We start from the raw sequence: 19801 nt of genomic DNA, 5'->3' as shown, positions 1-19801 counted from the left end.
TCGCAAACCGTTACCGCAGAACCGAACATGCTCAAGCTCTCTCTCGCCGTGGCCGTCGCCTTCGCGACGGCCGCGACGGCTTATGCGCAGCCGTCGCTGTCGCCGGGGCCGACCGCGGCTGCCGCGGGCCCCGCCGCACCGGTCGGCGCGCCGCCATCCGACGCGCTTCCGGCCCCATCGTTGACGCTTCCCGATGCGCTCGCCGTCGCGGCCCGCAACAATCCGGCGCTGCGCGGTGCACGCGCGGACGTCGATGCATCGGCCGGCGCGCTGATGCAAGCCGGCGCGCGGCCCAATCCCGAAGTGTCGTTCCTGCAGGAAGGCTTCAGCCGCGCCGAGCGCACGTCGACCGCGCTGATCAACCAGACCATCGAACTCGGCGGCAAGCGCCGCGCGCGGCTCGATGTCGCGTCGTACGGCCGCGAGTCGGCCAGCGCGTCGCTCGACGAACAGGGCGCCGTCGTGCGCGCGGATGTGATCGCCGCGTTCTACGGGCTGCTCGCCGCGCAGCGACAGCTCCAGGTCACCGAGGAATCGGCAGCGATCGCCGCACGCTCCGCGGATCTTGCGGCGCGTCGTGCACAGGCCGGCAAGGTGTCGCCGGTCGAGGCGACGAAGGCGCAGGTGGCGGCGGCCGGCGTGCAGATCGAAGTCGTGACCGCGCGCGGCCGTGTCGAGGTCGCGCGCGAGAAGCTCAACGCGGTGATGGGTGAAGCGCGCGGCGACCGGCTCGCGGTGCTCGGCGACCTGGAAGCCGTGCCGCCGGTAGAGCCGCTTGCCGCGCTGACCGCGCAGCTCGACGATTCGCCGCTCGCGCGGATCGCGCGCGCCGAGATGCTGCGCTCGAACGCGGCGGTGTCGCTCGAACGCGCGCGGCGCATTCCCGACGTGACGGTCAGCGCGGGCGTGAAGCGCGTGACGACGGGCGGCGTGCCCGACAACCAGGCCGTGGTCGGCGTATCGATCCCGATTCCGCTGTTCAACACGAACAAGGGCGCGCTGCTCGAGGCGACGCACAAGGCCGAGCGCGCGAACGCCGATCTCGATCGTGAACGCACGCGCCTGCGGCTGGAACTCACGCAGGCCTACGCGAACTTCGAGGCCGCCGAGCAGGAAGCGCAGCGGTTGAAGTCCGACATCCTGCCGGCCGCGCGCCTCGCGCTCGACGCGATGTCGCGCGGCTACGAACTCGGGAAGTTCAGCTTCCTCGACGTGCTCGACGCACAGCGCACGCTGTTCCAGGGTCAGTCGCAATACGTGCGCGCGCTCGCCGACGCCCATTCCGCCCGCGCCGACATCGGCCGGCTCGTCGGCACGCCGCTCGTGGCCGTCGCGCAATAAGCGCCCCTCCTATCTGAAGGATCATCATGTCACGCAGCAGAATCTTCGTTATCGCGGCGGCCTTGCTCGGCGGCGCTGGGATCGTGATCGGCGCGCTCGCCGTTACCCGGAGCGGGAGCAACCCCTCGGCGCCCGCGGGCACGGAAGCCGCGCAGCCGGCAGAAGGTGCTGGCGCGCACGGCGGTGTCGTGCTCAAGCGCGGCAAGCTGTCCGTCGAGATCGTGATGACGGAAAAGCCCGGCGACGCGCGGCTCGTCGTCTATCCGTTCGTCGACGGCAAGCCGGCGACCAGGGACGTGACCGTCTCCGGCACGCTGGTGCGGTACGACCGCACGCACGAGCCGCTGCGTTTCGACGCGGCCAGCCAGAAGTTCGTGTCCGCGCAGTCAATCGCGAAGCCGCACGTGTTCGACGCGACGATCGACGTGAAGGCCGGCAACGACGCCGCATCGTTCCCGTTCGCGCGCGCCGACGGCGCGATCGCGCTGACCGATGCGCAACTGGCGACCTCGAAGATCGCACTCGCGAAGGCCGGCCCCGCGCAGATCGCGACGCCGTTCCAGCTGCCGGGCGAGATCAAGTTCAACGAGGACCGCACCGCGCACGTGGTGCCGCGCGTGGCCGGCATCGTCGAGCAGGTGTCGGTGTCGCTCGGGCAGAACATCGCGAAGGGGCAGGTGCTCGCCGTGATCGCGAGCACCGATCTCGCCGACCGCCGCAGCGAACTGCTGACCGCCGAGCGCCGGCTGTCCGGCGCGCGTGCGACCTACGAGCGTGAACGTACGCTGTGGAAGGAGCGCATCTCGGCCGAGCAGGATTACCAGCAGGCGCAGGTGCAGTTGCGCGAGGCCGAGATCGCCGTGCAGAACGCGCGGCAGAAGCTCGCCGCGCTGAACGCGCCGGTCGGCGTGGGCGCGCTGAACCGCTACGAACTGCGTGCGCCGTTCGCGGGCACGATCGTCGAGAAGCATGCGACACCCGGCGAGGCGATCGCCGCCGATGCGAGCATGTTCGTGATCTCCGACCTGTCGACCGTGTGGGCCGAGATGGCCGTGCCGGCACAGCGGCTCAACGACGTGCGCGTCGGCCGCGACGCGACCGTGATCGCGACCGCGTTCGAATCGCGTTCGAGCGGCCCGATCGCATACGTCGGCTCGCTGCTCGGCGAACAGACGCGCACCGCACCGGCGCGCGTCGTGTTGCCGAACCCGGACGGCGTGTGGCGCCCGGGGATGTTCGTGAACGTGTCGGTCGACGCGGGCAAGCAGGGCGTGCCGCTGGCGGTGGCGAGCGACGCGCTGCAGGACGTCGACGGCGCGCCTTCCGTGTTCGTGCGTTCGCCGAAGGGGTTCGTCGCGCAGGCTGTCGAGACCGGGCGGCGCGACGAGCGCGCGACCGAGGTGCTGAAGGGGCTCAAGCCGGGCCAGGAGTACGCGGCGTCGAACAGCTTCGTGCTGAAGGCCGAACTCGGCAAGGGGAGCGCGGAACATGAATGAGTGTGACGTATGCGCCGTCGCGCGATTTGCCGCCCGGCTCGCGGCCCGAGATGCGGCCCGACTCGCGGCCCGCTTTCCGGCTCGCCGTGTGACCGGCCGGGCGGCCCGTCCGGTGCGGGCGACCGTTCCCCGTTTCAAGGAATCCCGACATGTTTGAGCGCCTGATCCGCTTTGCGATTGCGCACCGCTGGCTCGTGATGCTGGCGATCGCGGCCGTGGCCGCGCTGGGCGTGTTCAGCTACCAGAAGCTGCCGATCGACGCGGTGCCCGACATCACGAACGTGCAGGTCCAGATCAACACGTCTGCGCCCGGCTATTCGCCGCTCGAGGCCGAGCAGCGCATCACCTATCCGGTCGAGACCGTGATGGCCGGGCTGCCGGGCCTCGAGCAGACGCGCTCGATCTCGCGCTACGGGCTGTCGCAGGTCACCGTGATCTTCAAGGACGGCACCGATATCTACTTCGCGCGGCAGCTCGTCAACGAGCGCATCCAGGAAGCGAAGGACAAGCTGCCGGCCGGCATCGCGCCCGCGATGGGGCCGACGTCGACGGGCCTCGGCGAGATCTACCTGTGGACCGTCGAGGCCGACGCCGCCGCGCGCAAGCCCGACGGCACGCGCTATACGGCGGCCGACTTGCGCGAGCTGCAGGACTGGGTCGTCCGCCCGCAACTGCGCAACGTGCGCGGCGTGACCGAGGTCAATTCGATCGGCGGCTACGTGAAGGAATATCGCGTCGCGCCGAACCCGGCGAAGCTGATGTCGTACGGGCTGACGCTCGCCGACGTCGTGCGCGCGCTGGAGCGCAACAACGACAACGTCGGCGCCGGCTACATCGAAAAGCGCGGCGAGCAGTATCTCGTGCGCGTGCCGGGCCAGGCGCGCACCGTCGACGACATCGCGAACATCGTGCTGACCAACGTCGGCGGCGTGCCGGTGCGGATGAAGGACGTCGGCGCGGTCGACATCGGCCGCGAGTTGCGCACCGGCGCCGCGACGTCGGACGGCGAGGAAGTCGTGCTCGGCACCGTCTTCATGCTGATGGGCGAGAACAGCCGGACGGTGTCGAAGGCCGTCGCCGCGAAGATGGAGGACGTGAACCGCACGCTACCGGCCGGCGTGAAGGCGATTCCGGTGTACGACCGGACGGTGCTCGTCGAGAAGGCCATCGCGACGGTGAAGAAGAACCTGCTCGAAGGCGCGATCCTCGTGATCGCCGTGCTGTTCCTGTTCCTCGGCAACATCCGCGCCGCGCTGATCACCGCGCTGGTGATTCCGCTGTCGATGCTGATGACCTTCACCGGCATGGTCAACGCGAAGGTGAGTGCGAACCTGATGAGCCTCGGCGCGCTCGACTTCGGGATCATCGTCGACGGCGCGGTCGTGATCGTCGAGAACTGCGTGCGGCGGCTCGCGCATGCGCAGGCGGCCGCCGGCCGGCCGCTCACGCGCGACGAGCGCTTTGCGGAAGTGTTCGGTGCGTCGCAGGAGGCACGCCGTGCGCTGATCTTCGGGCAACTGATCATCATGGTCGTGTACCTGCCGATCTTTGCGCTGACGGGCGTCGAAGGCAAGATGTTCCACCCGATGGCGATCACCGTCGTGATGGCGCTCGCGGCCGCGATGGTGCTGACCGTCACGTTCATTCCCGCGGCCGTCGCGCTGTTCATCGGCGAGCGTGTCGAGGAGAAGGAGAACCGGCTGATGGGCTGGGCGCGGCGCGCGTACGAACCGGTGCTCGCTGCGTTCATGACGCGCCCGGCGCGTGTGATGATCGGTGCCGGCGCGATCGTGCTGGTCACGCTCGGGCTCGCCACGCGGCTCGGCAGCGAGTTCATCCCGAGCCTCAACGAAGGCGACCTGGCCGTCTCCGCGTTGCGGATTCCCGGCACGAGCCTGTCGCAGTCGGTCGAGATGCAGAAGTCGATCGAGAAGACGCTGAAGGCGCGCTTCCCCGAGATCGAGCGCGTGTTCGCGCGCACCGGCACGGCCGAGATCGCGGCCGACCCGATGCCGCCGAACCTGTCCGACGGCTACATCATGCTGAAGCCGGCCGACCGGTGGCCCGACCCGAAGAAGCCGCGCGACCAGCTCGTGCGCGAAATCGAGGAGGCGCTCGCCGAGCTGCCGGGCAACGCGTACGAGTTCTCACAGCCGATCCAGCTGCGCTTCAACGAGCTGATCTCGGGCGTGCGCAGCGACGTCGCCGTGAAGATCTTCGGCGACGACATGGCGGTGCTGAACCAGACCGGCGAACAGATCGCGGCCGCGCTGCAGAAGGTGCCGGGCGCGTCGGAGGTGAAGGTCGAGCAGACCACTGGCCTGCCGGTGCTGACGGTCAACCTCGACCGCGACAAGCTCGCGCGCTACGGCGTGAGCGTCGCCGACCTGCAGGACTCGGTGGCCGCGGCCGTCGGCGGGCAGAAGGCCGGTACGCTGTTCCAGGGCGACCGCCGTTTCGACATCGTCGTGCGGTTGCCCGACGAGCTGCGCTCGGACATCGAGGCGATCAAGCGGCTGCCGATCGCGCTGCCCGCGCCGGCCGCCGGCGCCAGCGCGCCGCTCGCGGCGGCACCGTACGTGCCGCTGGCCGAACTTGCGACGATCGACGTCGCGCCGGGCCCGAACCAGATCAGCCGCGAGGACGGCAAGCGGCGCGTGGTCGTCAGCGCGAACGTGCGCGGCCGCGATGTCGGTTCATTCGTCGCCGATGCGCGCGAGCTGTTGCAGCAGGACGTGCGCGTGCCGGCCGGCTACTGGGTGTCGTGGGGCGGCCAGTTCGAGCAGCTGCAAAGCGCGAGCGAGCGCCTGAAGCTCGTCGTGCCGCTCGCGCTGTTCATGGTGTTCGTGCTGCTGTTCGTGATGTTCAACAACGTGAAGGACGGGCTGCTCGTGTTCACCGGCATCCCGTTCGCGCTGAGCGGCGGCGTCGTGTCGCTGTGGCTGCGCGGGATTCCGCTGTCGATCACCGCGGCGGTCGGCTTCATTGCGCTGTCGGGCGTCGCCGTGCTCAACGGCCTCGTGATGATCTCCTTCATCCGCAACCTGCGCGACGAAGGTGTACCGCTCGACGCTGCCGTGCGCGATGGCGCGCTCACCCGGCTGCGGCCCGTGCTGATGACCGCGCTGGTCGCGTCGCTCGGCTTCCTGCCGATGGCGTTCGCGACCGGGACCGGCGCCGAGGTGCAGCGCCCGCTCGCGACGGTCGTGATCGGCGGTATCCTGTCGTCCACGGCGCTGACGCTGCTGGTGCTGCCCGTGCTTTACCGCGTCAGCCATGCGGTGTCGTGGCGCGCGGTGTTGCGCGGCGCCCTCGGCGCGGGCGTGCTGCGCCGGCTGGGTTTCTTCAAGGGTAATGCGTGATGCGAATTCTGATTGTCGAGGATGAACCGAAGACGGGCGCGTACCTGCGCAAGGGCCTCACCGAGGCCGGCTACGTCGTCGACTGGGTCGAGGACGGCATCACGGGCCAGCACCAGGCCGAGACCGAGGAGTACGACCTGCTCGTGCTCGACGTGATGCTGCCGGGGCAGGACGGCTGGACACTGCTGCAGAACCTGCGGCGCAGCAAGTTGACACCCGTGCTGTTCCTCACGGCGCGCGACGATGTCGGCGATCGCGTGAAGGGGCTCGAGCTCGGCGCCGACGACTATCTCGCGAAGCCGTTCGACTTCGTCGAGCTGACCGCGCGCATCAAGTCGATCCTGCGGCGCGGCCAGCCGCGCGACTCGAACACGCTGCGCGTGGCCGATCTCGAACTCGACCTGACGCGCCGCAAGGCCACCCGGCAGGGCGACACGATCCTGCTGACCGCGAAGGAATTCGCATTGCTGTGGCTGCTGATGCGCCGCGAAGGCGAGATCCTGCCGCGCGCGACGATCGCGTCGCAGGTATGGGACATGAACTTCAACAGCGACACGAACGTCGTCGATTCGGCGATCCGGCGCCTGCGCTCGAAGATCGACGACGCGTACGAACCGAAGCTGATCCACACGGTGCGCGGGATGGGCTACGTGCTCGAAGCGCGCGGCGGCGCGGCCGCATGATCGCGCGCCTGCTGCCGCGCACGCTGCGTGGTCGCCTGACCGCGCTGATCATCCTGTCGACGTCGGTGATCCTCGCGTCGAGTGGTGTCGCACTCTACGAAGCGCTGAGCAATCGCGTCGAGACGACGGCGGCCGAACAGATGGCCGGCATTTCCACCGCATTGGGTGCGCACCTGGCCGAGGCGCGCACGACGGCCGACGTCGCGCGCAACCCCGACATCTGGATCGACCAGTTGCACGGCCATCCGAACATGGATCTCGCGATCTTCGACGCCGCGGGCACGCGCCTCGTCGGCACGCCCGGCTTCCGCCCGTATGCGCCGCTGATGTCGCTGAACGCAGGGCGTGTGCCGGTCGGCGTCGCGCCGCCCGGCGCACGGCACCAGTATCTGGTGACGACCGTGCCGCTCGCCGGCAACGGCGCCGGCGCGCCCGCGGTGCGCGTCGCGGTGCAGTACGACCGCAGCGCCGACGTCCTGCTGCTGCGCACGCATGCTTATACGATCGTCGTGATCGAAGTGTTCGGCGTGGTGCTCGCGGCCGCGATCGCGTACGGCATCGCGGCACTCGGGCTGAGCCCGCTGCGACGCTTCGCGGCGCGCGCCGAGCAGATGTCGACGAGCCGGCTGGCCCATCCGCTGCCGGAACTCGATACGTCGGGCGAGCTGAAGGAGCTCGAGCACGCATTCAACGGAATGCTCGAGCGGCTGAACGAGTCGTTTACGCGGCTGAGCCAGTTTTCGTCGAATCTCGCGCACGACATGCGCACGCCGCTCACGAACCTGCAGGCAGCCGCGCAGGTCGTGCTGTCGCAGCCGCGCAGCGCGGATGAATACCGGAACGTGATCGAGTCGAGCATCGACGAATACCAGCGCTTGTCGCGGATGATCGAGGACATGCTGTTTCTCGCGCGCTCGGAGCAAGCCGGCACGTCGATCAGCGTACGGCGGCTGAATGCGGCGGAGGAGGCGGAGCGGGTGGCCGGCTACTACGAGTCGCTGGCGGAAGACGAGGGCGTGACGGTGAAGGTGGACGGCCACGCGTGGGTCGATGCGGACCTGACGTTGTACCAGCGCGCGCTGAGCAACCTGCTGTCGAATGCGTTGACCTATGCGCCGCGCGGCAGCGTCGTGACGATCGATTGCGTCGAGCAGCGCGGCGCGACGACGATCGCCGTGTCGGATACGGGGCCCGGCATTGCCGCGGAGCATGTCGGGCGGATCTTCGAGCGCTTCTATCGTGTCGATCCGTCGCGGCACAATTCCGCGTCGGGCACGGGGCTCGGCCTCGCGATCGTCCGGTCGATCATGGACAATCACGGCGGCGAATGCGGCGTCGACAGCGATCCCGGCCGGCGCACGACGTTCTGGCTGCGCTTTCCGCGACGGCCGGCCGAGCCGAACCGGCCGGCGGCCATCAGCACCTGACACCGCGGGCGGGCACGCTCGCGCGTTCGCCATGAGGCGGCCGCGCGCGGCGCGCTGCCCGCGGTCGTGTGACCGAGCGTCATTGCCGCGCGGTCAGGTTGTCGTGGTTATCGGCCTGCGGCTTCTTCTCGCCGCCATGCACCGAAATCCCGTGAAGCTCCTTGTTGCGCGCGACCATCTCGCCGCTCGGCGGGTATTGCGTCTTGCCGGCCGGCACGACGCCGTCGTGTTGCGCCTGCTTCAGTTCGTTGACGACCTGTGTGCGGCTCTTGCCCTGCGTTTGCGTTTCCGCGAATGCGGCCTGCGCGGCCATGCCGAGCGACAGCGTGGCGGTGACGAACAGTGCTGCGAGTTTTGCCGTTTTCATCGAGTGCTCTCCTTGATCAGGTCGCCGGGTGGCGAACCATGGACCCAGTATGCGAAAGCAGCCGTGCGTGACCGTGATCGCCAGATGAAAAAACCGTCAGATTGCGCAAGCAGGCAGCGAGTCGTTGGGACCTGACCGACATGACGCAACCGTCATGTTCGCGTCACGGGTGCGATGAGCGGGAAGCGGAACATGAAGTCTGCCGTTGGCCGACTGCGCCGAAGGCATTCGTGCCGTCCGCGGCAGCAGCATGGAAAGCGGGCGGCCCTGTTCAGACTCTCGTTCCGGATCGAAAATTGGATCGTCCCGCCATCCGTCTAGCCTTGATCGCAGTCCTGATCGTCCCGCTGCTCGCGGGTTGCGTATCGACACGTCCCGGCACCACCGCAGCCGCGCCGGCCGCTGCACGCAAGCCGGTGCCGGCCGACCTGATGCCCGGCGAGCAGATCGACTATGCCGGCCACCGCTGCGGCAATCCGAACCTGTATGTGAAAACGCATGCGTGCCTGTTCCCGCAACGCAATGCCGCGCCGTGATCGTCGGCTATGCGACAAAAAAAGGCCCGGTACTCGACGAGTCCGGGCCTAACGCGTGATCGTGCCGTGCGACAACGACCCGCTGCGTGGGTGGGAACGGGCGTGGCCCGTTACCGTTCCGATCGTAGCGACATCACGCATCGCGAACCTGATCGCAACATGAAATTTTCGTCACGCAGCGAGCCGGATTGGCCGTCGTGCTCAGAACCGGTGGCGCAACCCGAGGTTGACGATGCCCTGCGTGCGCGTGCCGCCGTAGCCATACGAGCCGATCGATGCCTGTGCCGTTTGCGTACCGCCGTCGAGCGTGCGCTGTTCGCCGTTCGCGCGCTGCCACGCGCCGACCGCATAGAGATCGGTGCGCTTCGACAGCACGTAGTCGGCGCCGGCGGACACCTGATGGTAGGTCGCGCCCGTATCGCCGCGGGCACGCGTGTAGCTGTAGCCGACGCCGACGAGCAGGCTGGGCGTCGCCTGATAGTTGAAGAAGCCGCGCGCGGTGTCGTACTTCTGCGTGCTGCGGAACGCGGACATCGCGTCGGCCTTGTACAGCGCATTGCTGTAGTCGATGCCGACCGCGAACGGCGCAAAGTTGTAGCGCAACGCGCCACGCGCGATGCCGATCGATTTCGCGGAGATGTAGCCGCCGTTGACCAGCGACCCGTCGAACGTGCCGTCGGACGTGCCGTTCCAGCCGGTGCGGATGCCGTTGGCGAGCGCTGACCGGTTGGCCGCGTAGTAGTAGCCGCCCGCGATATCGACGGGGCCGTTGCTGTACGACAGGCCGGCCGACCAGGTCTGCCCCGCGCCGCTCTTGCCGGCCACGCCGCCGAGCGCGTACATGCCGACGAACTGAAATCCGCCGATCACGGGAGACGTGTACTTCACCGCGTTGTCGGTGCGCGACGACGTGTCGTAGTTGTCGACGTCGCCAGGTGTCGCGTACACGCTGCCGAAGTAGAAGTCGCCGGTGATCGGCCATGCGACGTCCGCAAGTGCGTCGTACTGGCGGCCGAGCGTCAGCGTGCCCCAGCGCGCGCTTTCGAGGCCGACGAACGCCTGCCGGCCGAACATCCGCTTGCCCTGGCCGAGTTCGCCGGTGTTCGGGTTGAAGCCGTTTTCCAGCGTGAAGATCGCTTTCAGCCCGCCGCCGAGGTCTTCCGCGCCTTTTACGCCGAAGCGGTTGCCGAGCAGATTGCCGTTGCCGAGGCCGACGAGATTCCTGCCGTCCGCGTTGGCGTTCCACACGTAGGTGAGCGACGTATCGAACAGGCCGTACAGCGTGACTTCCGACGCATGCGCCGCATGGGCGGCCGCGAGCAGCGTACCCGACATCATGACGAGCCGAACTGGAGTTTTCATGGTGTGCCCCTGAAGTTCAAGAAGATCGTTTCGTGGATCGCTCGATTCCGGCGCGGAGCCTTGTGGTGGCAGGCAGGAATATCGCGATCGCGCTGGCGATTCTGGAAAGCGTTCGGATCGTGGAGGTGAGGGACAAATGAGAAAAATGTCATCGCCACGTCATGTGTGCTGCATCGAGCGATAAATTTCATTCGGACTGCGATGAAGGGGATGAGGGGGGCGTGACGAAACCGTCATGCTGCGATCACGATTCCGCACCGGCGTCGGCTCAAAGTGAAGGCTCCCGTCACGGATTCCCAGCAAGGAGCAAACAATATGAACATTCCACGTCCGATGATCGCCGTCGCCGTTGCCGCACTATCGATTGCGGCCTTCTCGCAAGCGGTGGCCGCCCAATCCAGGACTCGGCAGGAAGTGCGTCAGGAACTGGTGCGCGCGCGCCACGACGGCGTGATCCCAAGCCCGAATCACGATTACCCGACGAGCCCGGCTGCTGTCGCGCGGAATCAGGAAATCCATCGCTCGACCGTTCATCGCGGCGAGCAGGCGCCGATGGTCGATGCGCACGACAACCGCTTCGCGGTTCGTTGATCGGTTCATTCACGGCAGGGCGGATTGACATCCGTCGGCCGGATTCACCAGCGTAGAGGAACGTGTCATGCGCAATATCGTGAAAGGAATCGTGCTGGCGGCGTGCCTGATGTCGACGACGGCGATCGCGGCCGGCTGGCCGGAACGTGCGCTGTCGCATGCACCGGCGCATGACGTCGGCAGTCGTGCGAGCGAGCGGATGCGCTGCGAATTCGCGGCCGTACCCGCCGGCGCGTGGACCGCGACGTTCACGCGAGGGCAATGCGAGGTCGACGGCGGCCGGCTGACGTTCGTGCCGGCCGATGCCGGAAGCGAGTCGACGATGACGGAGAAGCGGATCGTACTCGGCGATGTCCGTACCGCATCGCATCAGTCGCGCAAGCTGAAGGAACAGCTGCAGTTGACGACGCGCGACGAAGTCATCGCGCTGAACATGCTGACCGACGACGGCAGCCGCAAGTCGCGCGAACATGCGATCGACCTGTGGAGCGCGTTGCGCGACGCGGGCGTCACGCCCGTGAACGGCATGCGTATCGTCGATACGTATCCGACGGGCGCGACGACGTGGTAGCCGCCGCGTGCGGCTTATCCGGTCTTCACCGATCCTTCGATCAGGAAGAATACGATGAAGCCGATGAAGAACGCGGCCGTCGCGAACGGCGTTTCGGGCACCTCGTGCGCTTCGACCAGCAGTTCTTCGGTCACGAGGTACAGCAGCGCGACGGTGCCGAGCCCGAGCAGCGCCGCGTAGAGGTTCGCCGGCAGGCCGGCAAACGCCGCGTTGCCGGCCACGGCCGCGAGGCTCAGCAGCGCCGCGAGCCCGACCGGCACGATGATCGACAGCAGCCGGCCGATGCCTGCGGCGGCAAGTGCCGCGCTGACCGACAGCGCGAGGAACAGCACTTCGAGCGTCAGCGCGACGGTCAGGATGATGCCGCTTTCGTCGCTGGCCGAGAACGCGATGCCGAGCACGAGGCCGTCGACGACGAGGTCGATCGCGGTAACGACGATCAGGCTCACCGGCAGTCGCGCTGCCTCGAAGTGCGTCTCGATCGCGCCCGACAGCGCGCGGATCGCGAGCATCAGCGCGATGCCGAGCACGAACCCGACGACGACCGGAAACAGCGCATGCGCGCGGTCTTGCGGCAGCAGTTCGAGCGCGGCGGCCGCGAACACGATGCCGCCGGTGAAATGCTGGATGACGCTCGACGTCTTCGGGCCGGGCGCACGCCAGGCGGCCGCGAGGGCGCCGAAACAGGCCGCCAGCACGGGCGGTAACGTGAGCAGCGCAAGCTTCGCGGTCGGTGTCATGAGGCCTCTGGGCGGTTGGCGTGCCGCAGCGCAGGCTGCGTTGCAAGATCGTACGCACCGGGCGTCGTCCCGGTATCAACCGGGGATTGAACACCTTGAAGCCGCTTCAAGGTCAAGTCATTTGACGCGGGGCGCACCGGTCGGCCGGCACGCCCGTTCCGGTCAAAGCTGCGCGAGCGCCTGGTCGAGGTCGGCGAGCAGGTCGTCGATATGCTCGATGCCGATCGACAGCCGCACCGTTTCTTCCTTCACGCCGGCCTTCGCGAGTTCGGCCGGCGACAGCTGCCGGTGCGTCGTCGACGCGGGGTGCGTCGCGAGCGACTTCGTGTCGCCGATATTGACGAGCCGCGTGAACAGCTTCAGCGCGTCCTGGAACTTCGCGCCGCCGTCGCGGCCGCCTTTCACGCCGAACGTCAGGATGCCCGGCGCGCGGCCCGACAAGTAGCGTGCGACGAGCGGATGGTCGGGGTGATCGGGCAGGCCCGCATAGTTCACCCACTCGACGTGCTCGTGGCGCGCGAGATGTTGCGCGATCTTCAGCGCGTTGTCGCTGATCCGCTCGACGCGCAGCGCCAGCGTCTCGATGCCCTGCAGGATCTGGAACGCGTTGAACGGCGAGATCGCCGCGCCCATGTTGCGCAGCGGCACCACGCGCGCGCGGCCGATGTAGGCGGCCGGCCCGAACGCTTCCGTATAGACGACGCCGTGGTAGCTGACGTCCGGCTCGTTCAGCCGCTTGAAGCGGTCGGCATGGTCGGCCCACGGGAACTTGCCGGAATCGACGATCGCGCCGCCGAGGCTCGTGCCGTGCCCGCCGAGATATTTCGTCAGCGAGTGCACGACGATGTCCGCGCCGTGCTCGAACGGGCGCAGCAGGTATGGCGACGGCACCGTGTTGTCGACGATCAGCGGGATGCCGTGGCGATGCGCGACCTCCGCGAGCGCGGCGATATCGGTGACGTTGCCGAGCGGGTTGCCGACCGATTCCGCGAAGATCGCCTTCGTGCGTGCATCGATCAGCGGTCCGAACGACGCGGGGTCGCGCGGATCGGCGAAGCGCGTGGTGATCCCGTATTGCGGCAGCGTGTGCGCGAACAGGTTGTAGGTGCCGCCGTACAGCGAACTCGCGGACACGATGTTGTCGCCGGCTTCGGCGATCGTCTGGATCGCGTACGTGACGGCGGATTGGCCCGATGCCAGCGCCAGCGCACCGATGCCGCCCTCGAGCGCGGCGATCCGCTGCTCGAGCACGTCCGTGGTCGGGTTCATGATCCGCGTATAGATGTTGCCCTGGACCTTCAGGTCGAACAGGTCGGCGCCGTGCTGCGTGTCGTCGAATGCGTACGCAACGGTCTGGTAGATCGGGACGGCGACCGCGCGCGTGGTCGGGTCGGGGCGATAACCGCCGTGCACGGCGATGGTTTCGAGACGCCAGTTCGGATTGGCCTGATCGGTCATGGGTGCTCCGTTTGTTGTTGTGAAGGTCGAGGGTCCTGCCGTCGGGCGATTATAGGAGCACGTGCGCTGCGTTCCTTAGAACGAATGGTGGGTTGCTTATGGGGGCGTCGCGCATAGAATGCCTTTTTCCCGCAGACGAAAGGTGCGTGATGGATCAGGACCAGTGGAACCAGGTGGATGCGTATTTCTCCGCGACGCTCGTGCCGTCCGACGACGCGCTCGACGCCGCGCTGGCGGCAAGCGACGCGGCCGGGCTGCCCGCGATCAACGTCGCGCCGAACCAGGGCAAGCTGCTGCAGCTGCTCGCGACGATCCGCGGCGCGCGCCGCATCCTCGAAGTCGGCACGCTCGGCGGCTACAGCACGATCTGGCTCGCGCGTGCATTGCCGCCCGGCGGCACGCTCGTGACGCTCGAGCTGAATCCCGAGCATGCGAAGGTCGCGACGCGGAACATCGCGCGCGCCGGGTTCGCGGAGGCAGTGTCGGTGGTGGTCGGCAGCGCGAAGGAGAGCCTCGCGCGGCTCGTCGACGCCGGGGAGGCACCGTTCGATTTCATCTTCATCGATGCGGACAAGGACAACAACGCGGTCTATCTCGACGCGGCGCTGAAGCTGTCGCGGCCCGGCACGGTGATCGTCGTCGACAACGTCGTGCGGGGCGGGCGCGTGGCCGATCCGGACAATCGCGAGCCCGACGTGGTCGGCGTGCGCGCCGGGTTCGCGCGCCTCGCGGCCGAGCCGGCGCTCACGACGACGGCCGTGCAGACGGTCGGACAGAAGGGCTGGGACGGGTTCTCGATCTCGATCGTCGGCGCGTGACCTGATGCGTCAGTGCGCGCCGGCGGCCGCGTCGGCGCGGCGGTACAGGCGCGGCCACTGGTCCTGGAACAGCCCGTTGCAGGTGCCGTGCGTCGCGATGTCGTCGAGCAGGAAGCGCCGGCCGTCGAAGATCCACGACGCGGTCGAGCCGCAATCGCCGGCACTGCGCAACCGCACCTTGCTCGACAGCATCGCGCTGGCCGGATCGTAGCCGGCGTCGGTCAGTTCGTTCGGGAACGACGCCGAATCGAGGCCCGCGTTCGCGTTCTCGCCGAAGTTCATCGCCGTCGGCGCGTACGGTGCGGTGCGGCGGATGCGATACCACAGGTCGGTGTGGTTATACATGCTGCTGGTCTGGCACGGGATCGCGACGAGCGCCTCGTCGGCCGAGATTGCGACGGCGCTCGACGCCTTCCTGCGATCGGCCGCGGACATTTCGTCTTCGACATCGGCCGCGCATTGCTTCACGTCGGCGCCGAATTTCGCGAGCACAGCGTCGACGAGCGGACGCTGTTCGGCCGCCGACAGGTTCGCGACGGGCGGCGGCGCCGGCGTGACCGCGGGCGGCAGCGCCGGTGCGGGCGGCACCGACGACGCAGGCTTGGTGCCGGGGCGCAGCAGCGCGGTGACCGTGCCGACGCGGCCCTGCGTATCGTCGATCAGCAGCAGCGCGGCATTCAACCCCGACAACGGCGTACGCGCGGTGTGTGCCGATGCCGGATCGCCGAAGCTCAGCGCTTGTGCGTTGCGCGACGCGGAGAGCCAGGCGGCCACCGTCGCCGGATCGTTCGTGCGGACCCGGAACGGGTGCGCCTGGTCGTCGCTCTTGTCGCCGAACGCATGCCATTGCGCCGGCACCGCATCGAACGGGCGGCCGTCGACGCGTGCGGTACGCAGGTCCAGCGGCGCCGACGCGTAGAGGTCGAGCGACGGTTGCGCATCGGGGCCGGCATCGCGCGTCAGGCGCAGGATGAGGGTGGGACGGGCGTCGTCGATATCGTCCGCATGGCTTTCGGCCACGCAGCGATTGCCGTTGTCGCAGACGACCGACCAGCTCTTGAAATCGCGCTCGACCGGCGGCCGCGCGAGCGGGCGGGCCTGTGCAGCGATCGGGGAAACGGCGAGGAGGACGGCGAGGGCAAGCGGAAAGCGGTGCGGCATGACGGTTCGTATCGACGGTGAAAGGGCGGGCGGAAGATGCCGGACTGCAAGCGCATCGTCAGCAAGCGGTGCAGGTCGAGTGCAGCGGCGCGAACGGCGACAAGTATACCGCTGCCGCGAGGTGCGATCGATGTCACGACCCGTCGCAGGCGGGTACGCGTGTTGCCGGCCGGCCGGCAACAGCGGCAGATGGACGGACGGCGCGATGCCCGCAGGCACCGCGCCGTCCGTCTTTCAGCGGCAGTCGACCACGTCGCGCAGGAACGTGTCGAGCATCGCCACGTCGCCCCACGGCCGCTTGTATTCGCGGTCGTGTTCGGCATCGGCGAGCATCGACTCGACGAGCGCGTGGATCGCGGGCCGGCGCGGCCCGTACTCGCTTTCGTTCGCGCGCATCTTCAGCGCGAGCAACGCATCGAGTTCCGCGCGCACCGCCGGCTCGTGCACGGTGCCGTCGACGAGATCGGCGAAGCGCATCGGCGGCATGCCGAGCCCCATGTCGATCCAGCGCACCGCGAGCAGCGGCCGCAGCACGTACAGGTACTTCTTGTAACGCACCGTGTCGCCTTGCAGATAGCCGCGAAAGTTCTTCTTCGCCATCGCGAGGTAGTGATGGCGCCCGCGCACCGGCGAGAAGAACGCCGCCGCCAGCGACCGGAGCCGCGGCGCCCAGCGTGCATCTTCGCGATACACGACCGGCGAGTCGAGCCATTCGAGCAGCGTCGGGTTCGAGCGGCGCAGCAGTTGCAAGGCCTTGCGCAGCTCCCAGCCGCTCACGTCGAGCTCGTCGTCGAGCGGCCGCTCGATCACGTCGCGTTGCGCTTCGACGCTCAGGTACCAGTCGCGTCGATGCACGTACACGAAGCGCACGTCGTAGTCGCTGTCCGGTGACGCGAAGCCCCAGCCGCGGCTGCCCGATTCGCACGCGAACAGCACGCTCACGTCGTGGCGGCGCTCGACTTCCGCGAGTTCCGCCATCACGCGCGCCCGCACGGCCGGGGCGACCGGATGCGCGCTGCGCACCGGCATCATGGTGTTTTCCGTTTTCATGGTTGTTGTTTCCCTTTCTTCGCGCGCGGCCGCCGGCCATCGGCCGCGCACCGCGCTATCCTTTCACGCACACCACCTGGCGCAGCGTGTGCACCACTTCGACGAGGCTGCGCTGGGCCGCCATCACCGCGTCGATGTCCTTGTAGGCCATCGGGATTTCGTCGACGACGCCCGCGTCCTTCCGGCATTCGACGCCTTGCGTGGCCTTCACCTGGTCATCGGCCGTGAAGCGGCGCTTCGCTTCGGTGCGGCTCATCGTCCGGCCTGCGCCGTGGCTGCACGAGCAGAAGCTTTCCGGGTTGCCGAGCCCGCGCACGATGAAGCTCTTCGCGCCCATCGAGCCCGGAATGATCCCCAGTTGCCCCTTCTGCGCGGACACCGCACCCTTGCGCGTCACGAGCACGTCTTCGCCGAAGTGGCGTTCGCGCTGCACGTAGTTGTGGTGGCAGTTCACCGCGTGCTCGTCGACCGCGAACGGCTTCGCGATCACGCCGCGCGCCGCGGCGATCACCGCGTCCATCATGGCCTGCCGGTTGCGCCGTGCGTAGTCCTGCGCCCAGCCGACCGCTTCGACGTAATCGTCGAAGTGCCGGCTGCCTTCGGTGAAATACGCGAGGTTGCGGTCCGGCAGGTTCGCGATGTGCTGGCGCATGTCGGCCTGCGCGAGTTCGATGAACAAGCTGCCGATCGCATTGCCGACGCCACGCGAGCCGCTGTGCAGCATGAACCACACGTGGTCCGCATCGTCGACGCACACTTCGATGAAGTGGTTGCCGGTGCCGAGCGTGCCGAGATGCGCGTAGTGGTTGGTCTTTTCCAGCTTCGGATACTTGTCGACGATCCGCTGGAAGCCCGGTTGCAGCGACTTCCACGATTCGGTCACGGCGGCCGGCGTGCGATCGCCCCACGCGCCCGGATCGCGGCGGCCCGGCGCGCGGCCGTGCGGCACCGCACGTTCGATCGCGCTGCGCAGCCCACCCAGCGAATCCGGCAGGTCGGACGCCGTCAGCGTCGTGCGTGCGGCCATCATCCCGCAGCCGATGTCGACGCCGACCGCGGCCGGGATGATCGCGCCCTTCGTCGGAATCACGCTGCCGATCGTCGAGCCCTTGCCGAGGTGGACGTCCGGCATCACCGCGATGTGGCTGAAGACGAACGGCATCTGCGCGGTGTTGCGCAGCTGCGCGCGCGCTTCGTCCTCGACGGCGACGCCTTGCGTCCACATCTTCACCGGCTTGCCGTTCGCCAGTTCCATCACCTGATATTCCATGCGATTCATTTGCTCACCTGATTCATTCGATTGTCCGGCGCGACACGCGTGTGCCGCGCCGGAACCTGCATTACGTGCCCTTGATGCTGACGAGTCCGTTCAGCACCTGGTCGAGGCCGCCGAACACCGAGATGCGGTCGATCCGTTCCGCGACGCGCTCGAGCGTTTCCAGCTCCTTGAGCCGCAGCGCGGTCGGGTTTTCTTCCATCACCTTCGCGGTGTTCAGCAGCGAACGCGTGGCCGCCGTTTCCTCGCGGCGGCGAATCACGTTCGCCTGCGCGGATTTCTCCGCCTCGACCACCTGCGCGAGGATCGTCTTCATGTCGCCCGGCAGCACGATATCCTTCACGCCGACGCTGCGCACGTCCACGCCCGAATCGCCGAGACGGGCACGCACCTGCGCGATCACGACCTCGTCGATCGACTGCTTGTCCTCCAGCAGCTCGTCGAGCGAGCGCGTGCCGACCGCCGACCGCAGCGCGAACTGCAGCTCGCGGTACAGGTGCTCGACCGGCTTCTGCAACTGGCCGAACGCATGCAGCACGTCCGCATAGCACCACGTCGCCGACAGGTTCAGCCGCAGCGCGACCTTGTCGCGCGTCAGGATTTCCTGTCCGCCGACTTCGATCGCCTGCAGGCGCAGGTCGACGAGCTCGACCGCGACGTCGCGGTTGAAGCGCCAGAACGCCGAGGTACCCGCGTCCAGCAACCGCTCGATCTTGCCGTCGATCTTCAGTACACCGACGTGGTACGCCGGCACCTGTGCCAGCAGCACGCCCGTCAGGCCCGCCACGCCGCGCGCCCGCAGCGCCGGTTGCGCGATGCGCTTCACGAGCGCGGCCGGCAGCAGGCTGTCCTGCGTGAGGTCGACGCGTTCGAGACGGTGCGCGGCCAGGCCGCGCCAGTACAGCCGGCGCGTGCCGGGCGCCAGGATCTCGACGAGCACGTCGTCTTCATAGCGCAGGCCCGCTTCGTCGTCGGCGAGATCCATCGCGACGAAGTACCGCGCGAGCACGTCCGGTGCGTCGTGACGCAGGTAGTCGGCCAGCGCGGCGTCGGCGAGCGGCGCGTCGAGACGCGCGGTCTGCACCGACAGGCGCTTGAACGGATCGAAGGCCTTGAACACGCCCGGTTCCAGCACCTTCACGAAATCACCTTCGCTCATCAGCAGCGCGCGTTCGTTCTTTTTCACAACATGTCGCATCCACATATTCTTGTCCTTTTTTTCAATGACCGCCGGGTGACGCGCATCGTGCGGATCGCGGTGCGACGCAACCGGGCGGGTGGCGCGCTGGCCGGCGTCGATGCACACGGCGACGCATCCTGCATCGCATCGTCGTGCGCATTCGCGCGGGCCGTGCGGCCGCCCGGCCGATCGCGCGGAACCGCAACCGGTCCGACGCGCGGCGGACCTTGCGGCCCGCACCGGCGGGTACTGCTTCTATCAAGAGACTGTCCTTGCGGACAGTGTTCGAGCGGGATTCGAACCCGCCACCGGCCGGCTTTCGCCGACTGCTCCACCTGACTGAGCTTCCGAACAATGGGCGCTCCGGGATTCGAACCCGGAC

17 protein-coding genes and 1 tRNA gene are annotated in these 19801 nt (G+C 68.1%); 9 read left to right on the top strand and 9 right to left on the bottom strand.

Translation table 11 applies throughout. The features are described from left to right. The first annotated feature begins 27 nt into the window (after positions 1 to 27). The 5 genes from AC5LXX_RS27430 (at position 28) to AC5LXX_RS27410 (ending at position 8309) form a co-directional block, all read left to right on the top strand. Positions 28 to 1341, top strand: coding sequence for a TolC family protein (locus tag AC5LXX_RS27430; protein ID WP_493411753.1), 1314 nt, complete (start codon positions 28 to 30; stop codon positions 1339 to 1341). 26 nt (positions 1342 to 1367) lie between these two features. Next, entirely contained in the window at positions 1368 to 2837 is a 1470-nt protein-coding gene (locus AC5LXX_RS27425) for an efflux RND transporter periplasmic adaptor subunit (RefSeq protein ID WP_493411752.1), read from the top strand. Positions 2838 to 2986: 149 nt separating this feature from the next. Then, positions 2987 to 6199 (top strand): efflux RND transporter permease subunit, encoded by a 3213-nt coding sequence (locus AC5LXX_RS27420; RefSeq protein WP_493411751.1) that lies wholly within the window; start codon positions 2987 to 2989, stop codon positions 6197 to 6199. Beyond that, a complete protein-coding gene (irlR, locus tag AC5LXX_RS27415; protein WP_493411750.1) occupies positions 6199 to 6882 on the top strand; it encodes a heavy metal response regulator transcription factor IrlR in 684 nt (227 codons plus the stop codon). The genes AC5LXX_RS27420 and irlR overlap by 1 nt, the downstream gene beginning before the upstream one ends. Beyond that, positions 6879 to 8309: a heavy metal sensor histidine kinase gene (locus tag AC5LXX_RS27410; RefSeq protein WP_493411749.1), complete on the top strand. Its 1431-nt coding sequence runs from the start codon at positions 6879 to 6881 to the stop codon at positions 8307 to 8309. Before irlR ends, AC5LXX_RS27410 begins: the two co-directional genes overlap by 4 nt. A gap of 79 nt (positions 8310 to 8388) precedes the next feature. On the opposite strand, the gene AC5LXX_RS27405 is transcribed toward AC5LXX_RS27410, so the two are convergent. Continuing rightward, complete coding sequence (locus AC5LXX_RS27405; RefSeq protein ID WP_124455840.1) at positions 8389 to 8676, bottom strand: DUF4148 domain-containing protein; 288 nt, start codon at positions 8674 to 8676, stop codon at positions 8389 to 8391. Between the two features lie 323 nt (positions 8677 to 8999). Here AC5LXX_RS27405 and AC5LXX_RS27400 point away from each other — a divergent pair, with 323 nt between their 5' ends. Further along, positions 9000 to 9212 carry a hypothetical protein gene (locus tag AC5LXX_RS27400; RefSeq protein ID WP_493411748.1) on the top strand — a complete coding sequence of 71 codons (213 nt, stop codon included), beginning with the start codon at positions 9000 to 9002 and terminating at the stop codon, positions 9210 to 9212. A gap of 201 nt (positions 9213 to 9413) precedes the next feature. On the opposite strand, the gene AC5LXX_RS27395 is transcribed toward AC5LXX_RS27400, so the two are convergent. Next, positions 9414 to 10574 (bottom strand): porin, encoded by a 1161-nt coding sequence (locus tag AC5LXX_RS27395; protein ID WP_493411747.1) that lies wholly within the window; start codon positions 10572 to 10574, stop codon positions 9414 to 9416. A gap of 315 nt (positions 10575 to 10889) precedes the next feature. On the opposite strand from AC5LXX_RS27395, the gene AC5LXX_RS27390 reads away from it, so the two are divergent. Together AC5LXX_RS27390 and AC5LXX_RS27385 are read left to right on the top strand one after the other, a co-directional pair. Continuing rightward, positions 10890 to 11165: a DUF4148 domain-containing protein gene (locus AC5LXX_RS27390; protein WP_493413430.1), complete on the top strand. Its 276-nt coding sequence runs from the start codon at positions 10890 to 10892 to the stop codon at positions 11163 to 11165. A gap of 67 nt (positions 11166 to 11232) precedes the next feature. Beyond that, the gene (locus AC5LXX_RS27385; protein WP_493411746.1) at positions 11233 to 11736 is read left to right on the top strand and encodes a hypothetical protein; all 504 of its coding nucleotides are present in this window, start codon (positions 11233 to 11235) and stop codon (positions 11734 to 11736) included. Positions 11737 to 11750: 14 nt separating this feature from the next. Here AC5LXX_RS27385 and AC5LXX_RS27380 read toward each other — a convergent pair whose 3' ends face one another. Both AC5LXX_RS27380 and AC5LXX_RS27375 read right to left on the bottom strand, forming a co-directional pair. After that, positions 11751 to 12476: a ZIP family metal transporter gene (locus AC5LXX_RS27380; RefSeq protein WP_493411745.1), complete on the bottom strand. Its 726-nt coding sequence runs from the start codon at positions 12474 to 12476 to the stop codon at positions 11751 to 11753. 162 nt (positions 12477 to 12638) lie between these two features. Further along, on the bottom strand, positions 12639 to 13934 hold the full coding sequence (locus AC5LXX_RS27375; RefSeq protein WP_322084062.1) for an O-acetylhomoserine aminocarboxypropyltransferase/cysteine synthase family protein: 1296 nt from the start codon (positions 13932 to 13934) through the stop codon (positions 12639 to 12641). Positions 13935 to 14083: 149 nt separating this feature from the next. On the opposite strand from AC5LXX_RS27375, the gene AC5LXX_RS27370 reads away from it, so the two are divergent. Beyond that, positions 14084 to 14752: an O-methyltransferase gene (locus tag AC5LXX_RS27370; protein ID WP_493411744.1), complete on the top strand. Its 669-nt coding sequence runs from the start codon at positions 14084 to 14086 to the stop codon at positions 14750 to 14752. A gap of 9 nt (positions 14753 to 14761) precedes the next feature. On the opposite strand, the gene AC5LXX_RS27365 is transcribed toward AC5LXX_RS27370, so the two are convergent. The 5 genes from AC5LXX_RS27365 to AC5LXX_RS27345 all read right to left on the bottom strand — a co-directional run bounded on the left by AC5LXX_RS27365 (position 14762) and on the right by AC5LXX_RS27345 (position 19773). Continuing rightward, positions 14762 to 15913: a DUF1176 domain-containing protein gene (locus AC5LXX_RS27365; RefSeq protein WP_493411743.1), complete on the bottom strand. Its 1152-nt coding sequence runs from the start codon at positions 15911 to 15913 to the stop codon at positions 14762 to 14764. Positions 15914 to 16147: 234 nt separating this feature from the next. Continuing rightward, on the bottom strand, positions 16148 to 16963 hold the full coding sequence (locus AC5LXX_RS27360) for a nucleotidyltransferase domain-containing protein (protein ID WP_493411742.1): 816 nt from the start codon (positions 16961 to 16963) through the stop codon (positions 16148 to 16150). Positions 16964 to 17018: 55 nt separating this feature from the next. After that, positions 17019 to 18242: an RtcB family protein gene (locus AC5LXX_RS27355; protein ID WP_493411741.1), complete on the bottom strand. Its 1224-nt coding sequence runs from the start codon at positions 18240 to 18242 to the stop codon at positions 17019 to 17021. Positions 18243 to 18303: 61 nt separating this feature from the next. Further along, on the bottom strand, positions 18304 to 19443 hold the full coding sequence (locus AC5LXX_RS27350; RefSeq protein ID WP_322084057.1) for a slipin family protein: 1140 nt from the start codon (positions 19441 to 19443) through the stop codon (positions 18304 to 18306). 257 nt (positions 19444 to 19700) lie between these two features. Continuing rightward, positions 19701 to 19773 (bottom strand) — tRNA-Phe (locus AC5LXX_RS27345). Positions 19774 to 19801: the final 28 nt, after the last annotated feature.

It is taken from the genome of Burkholderia torrens (assembly GCF_984668525.1).
This window is presented reverse-complemented; position numbering and strand designations above follow the sequence as displayed.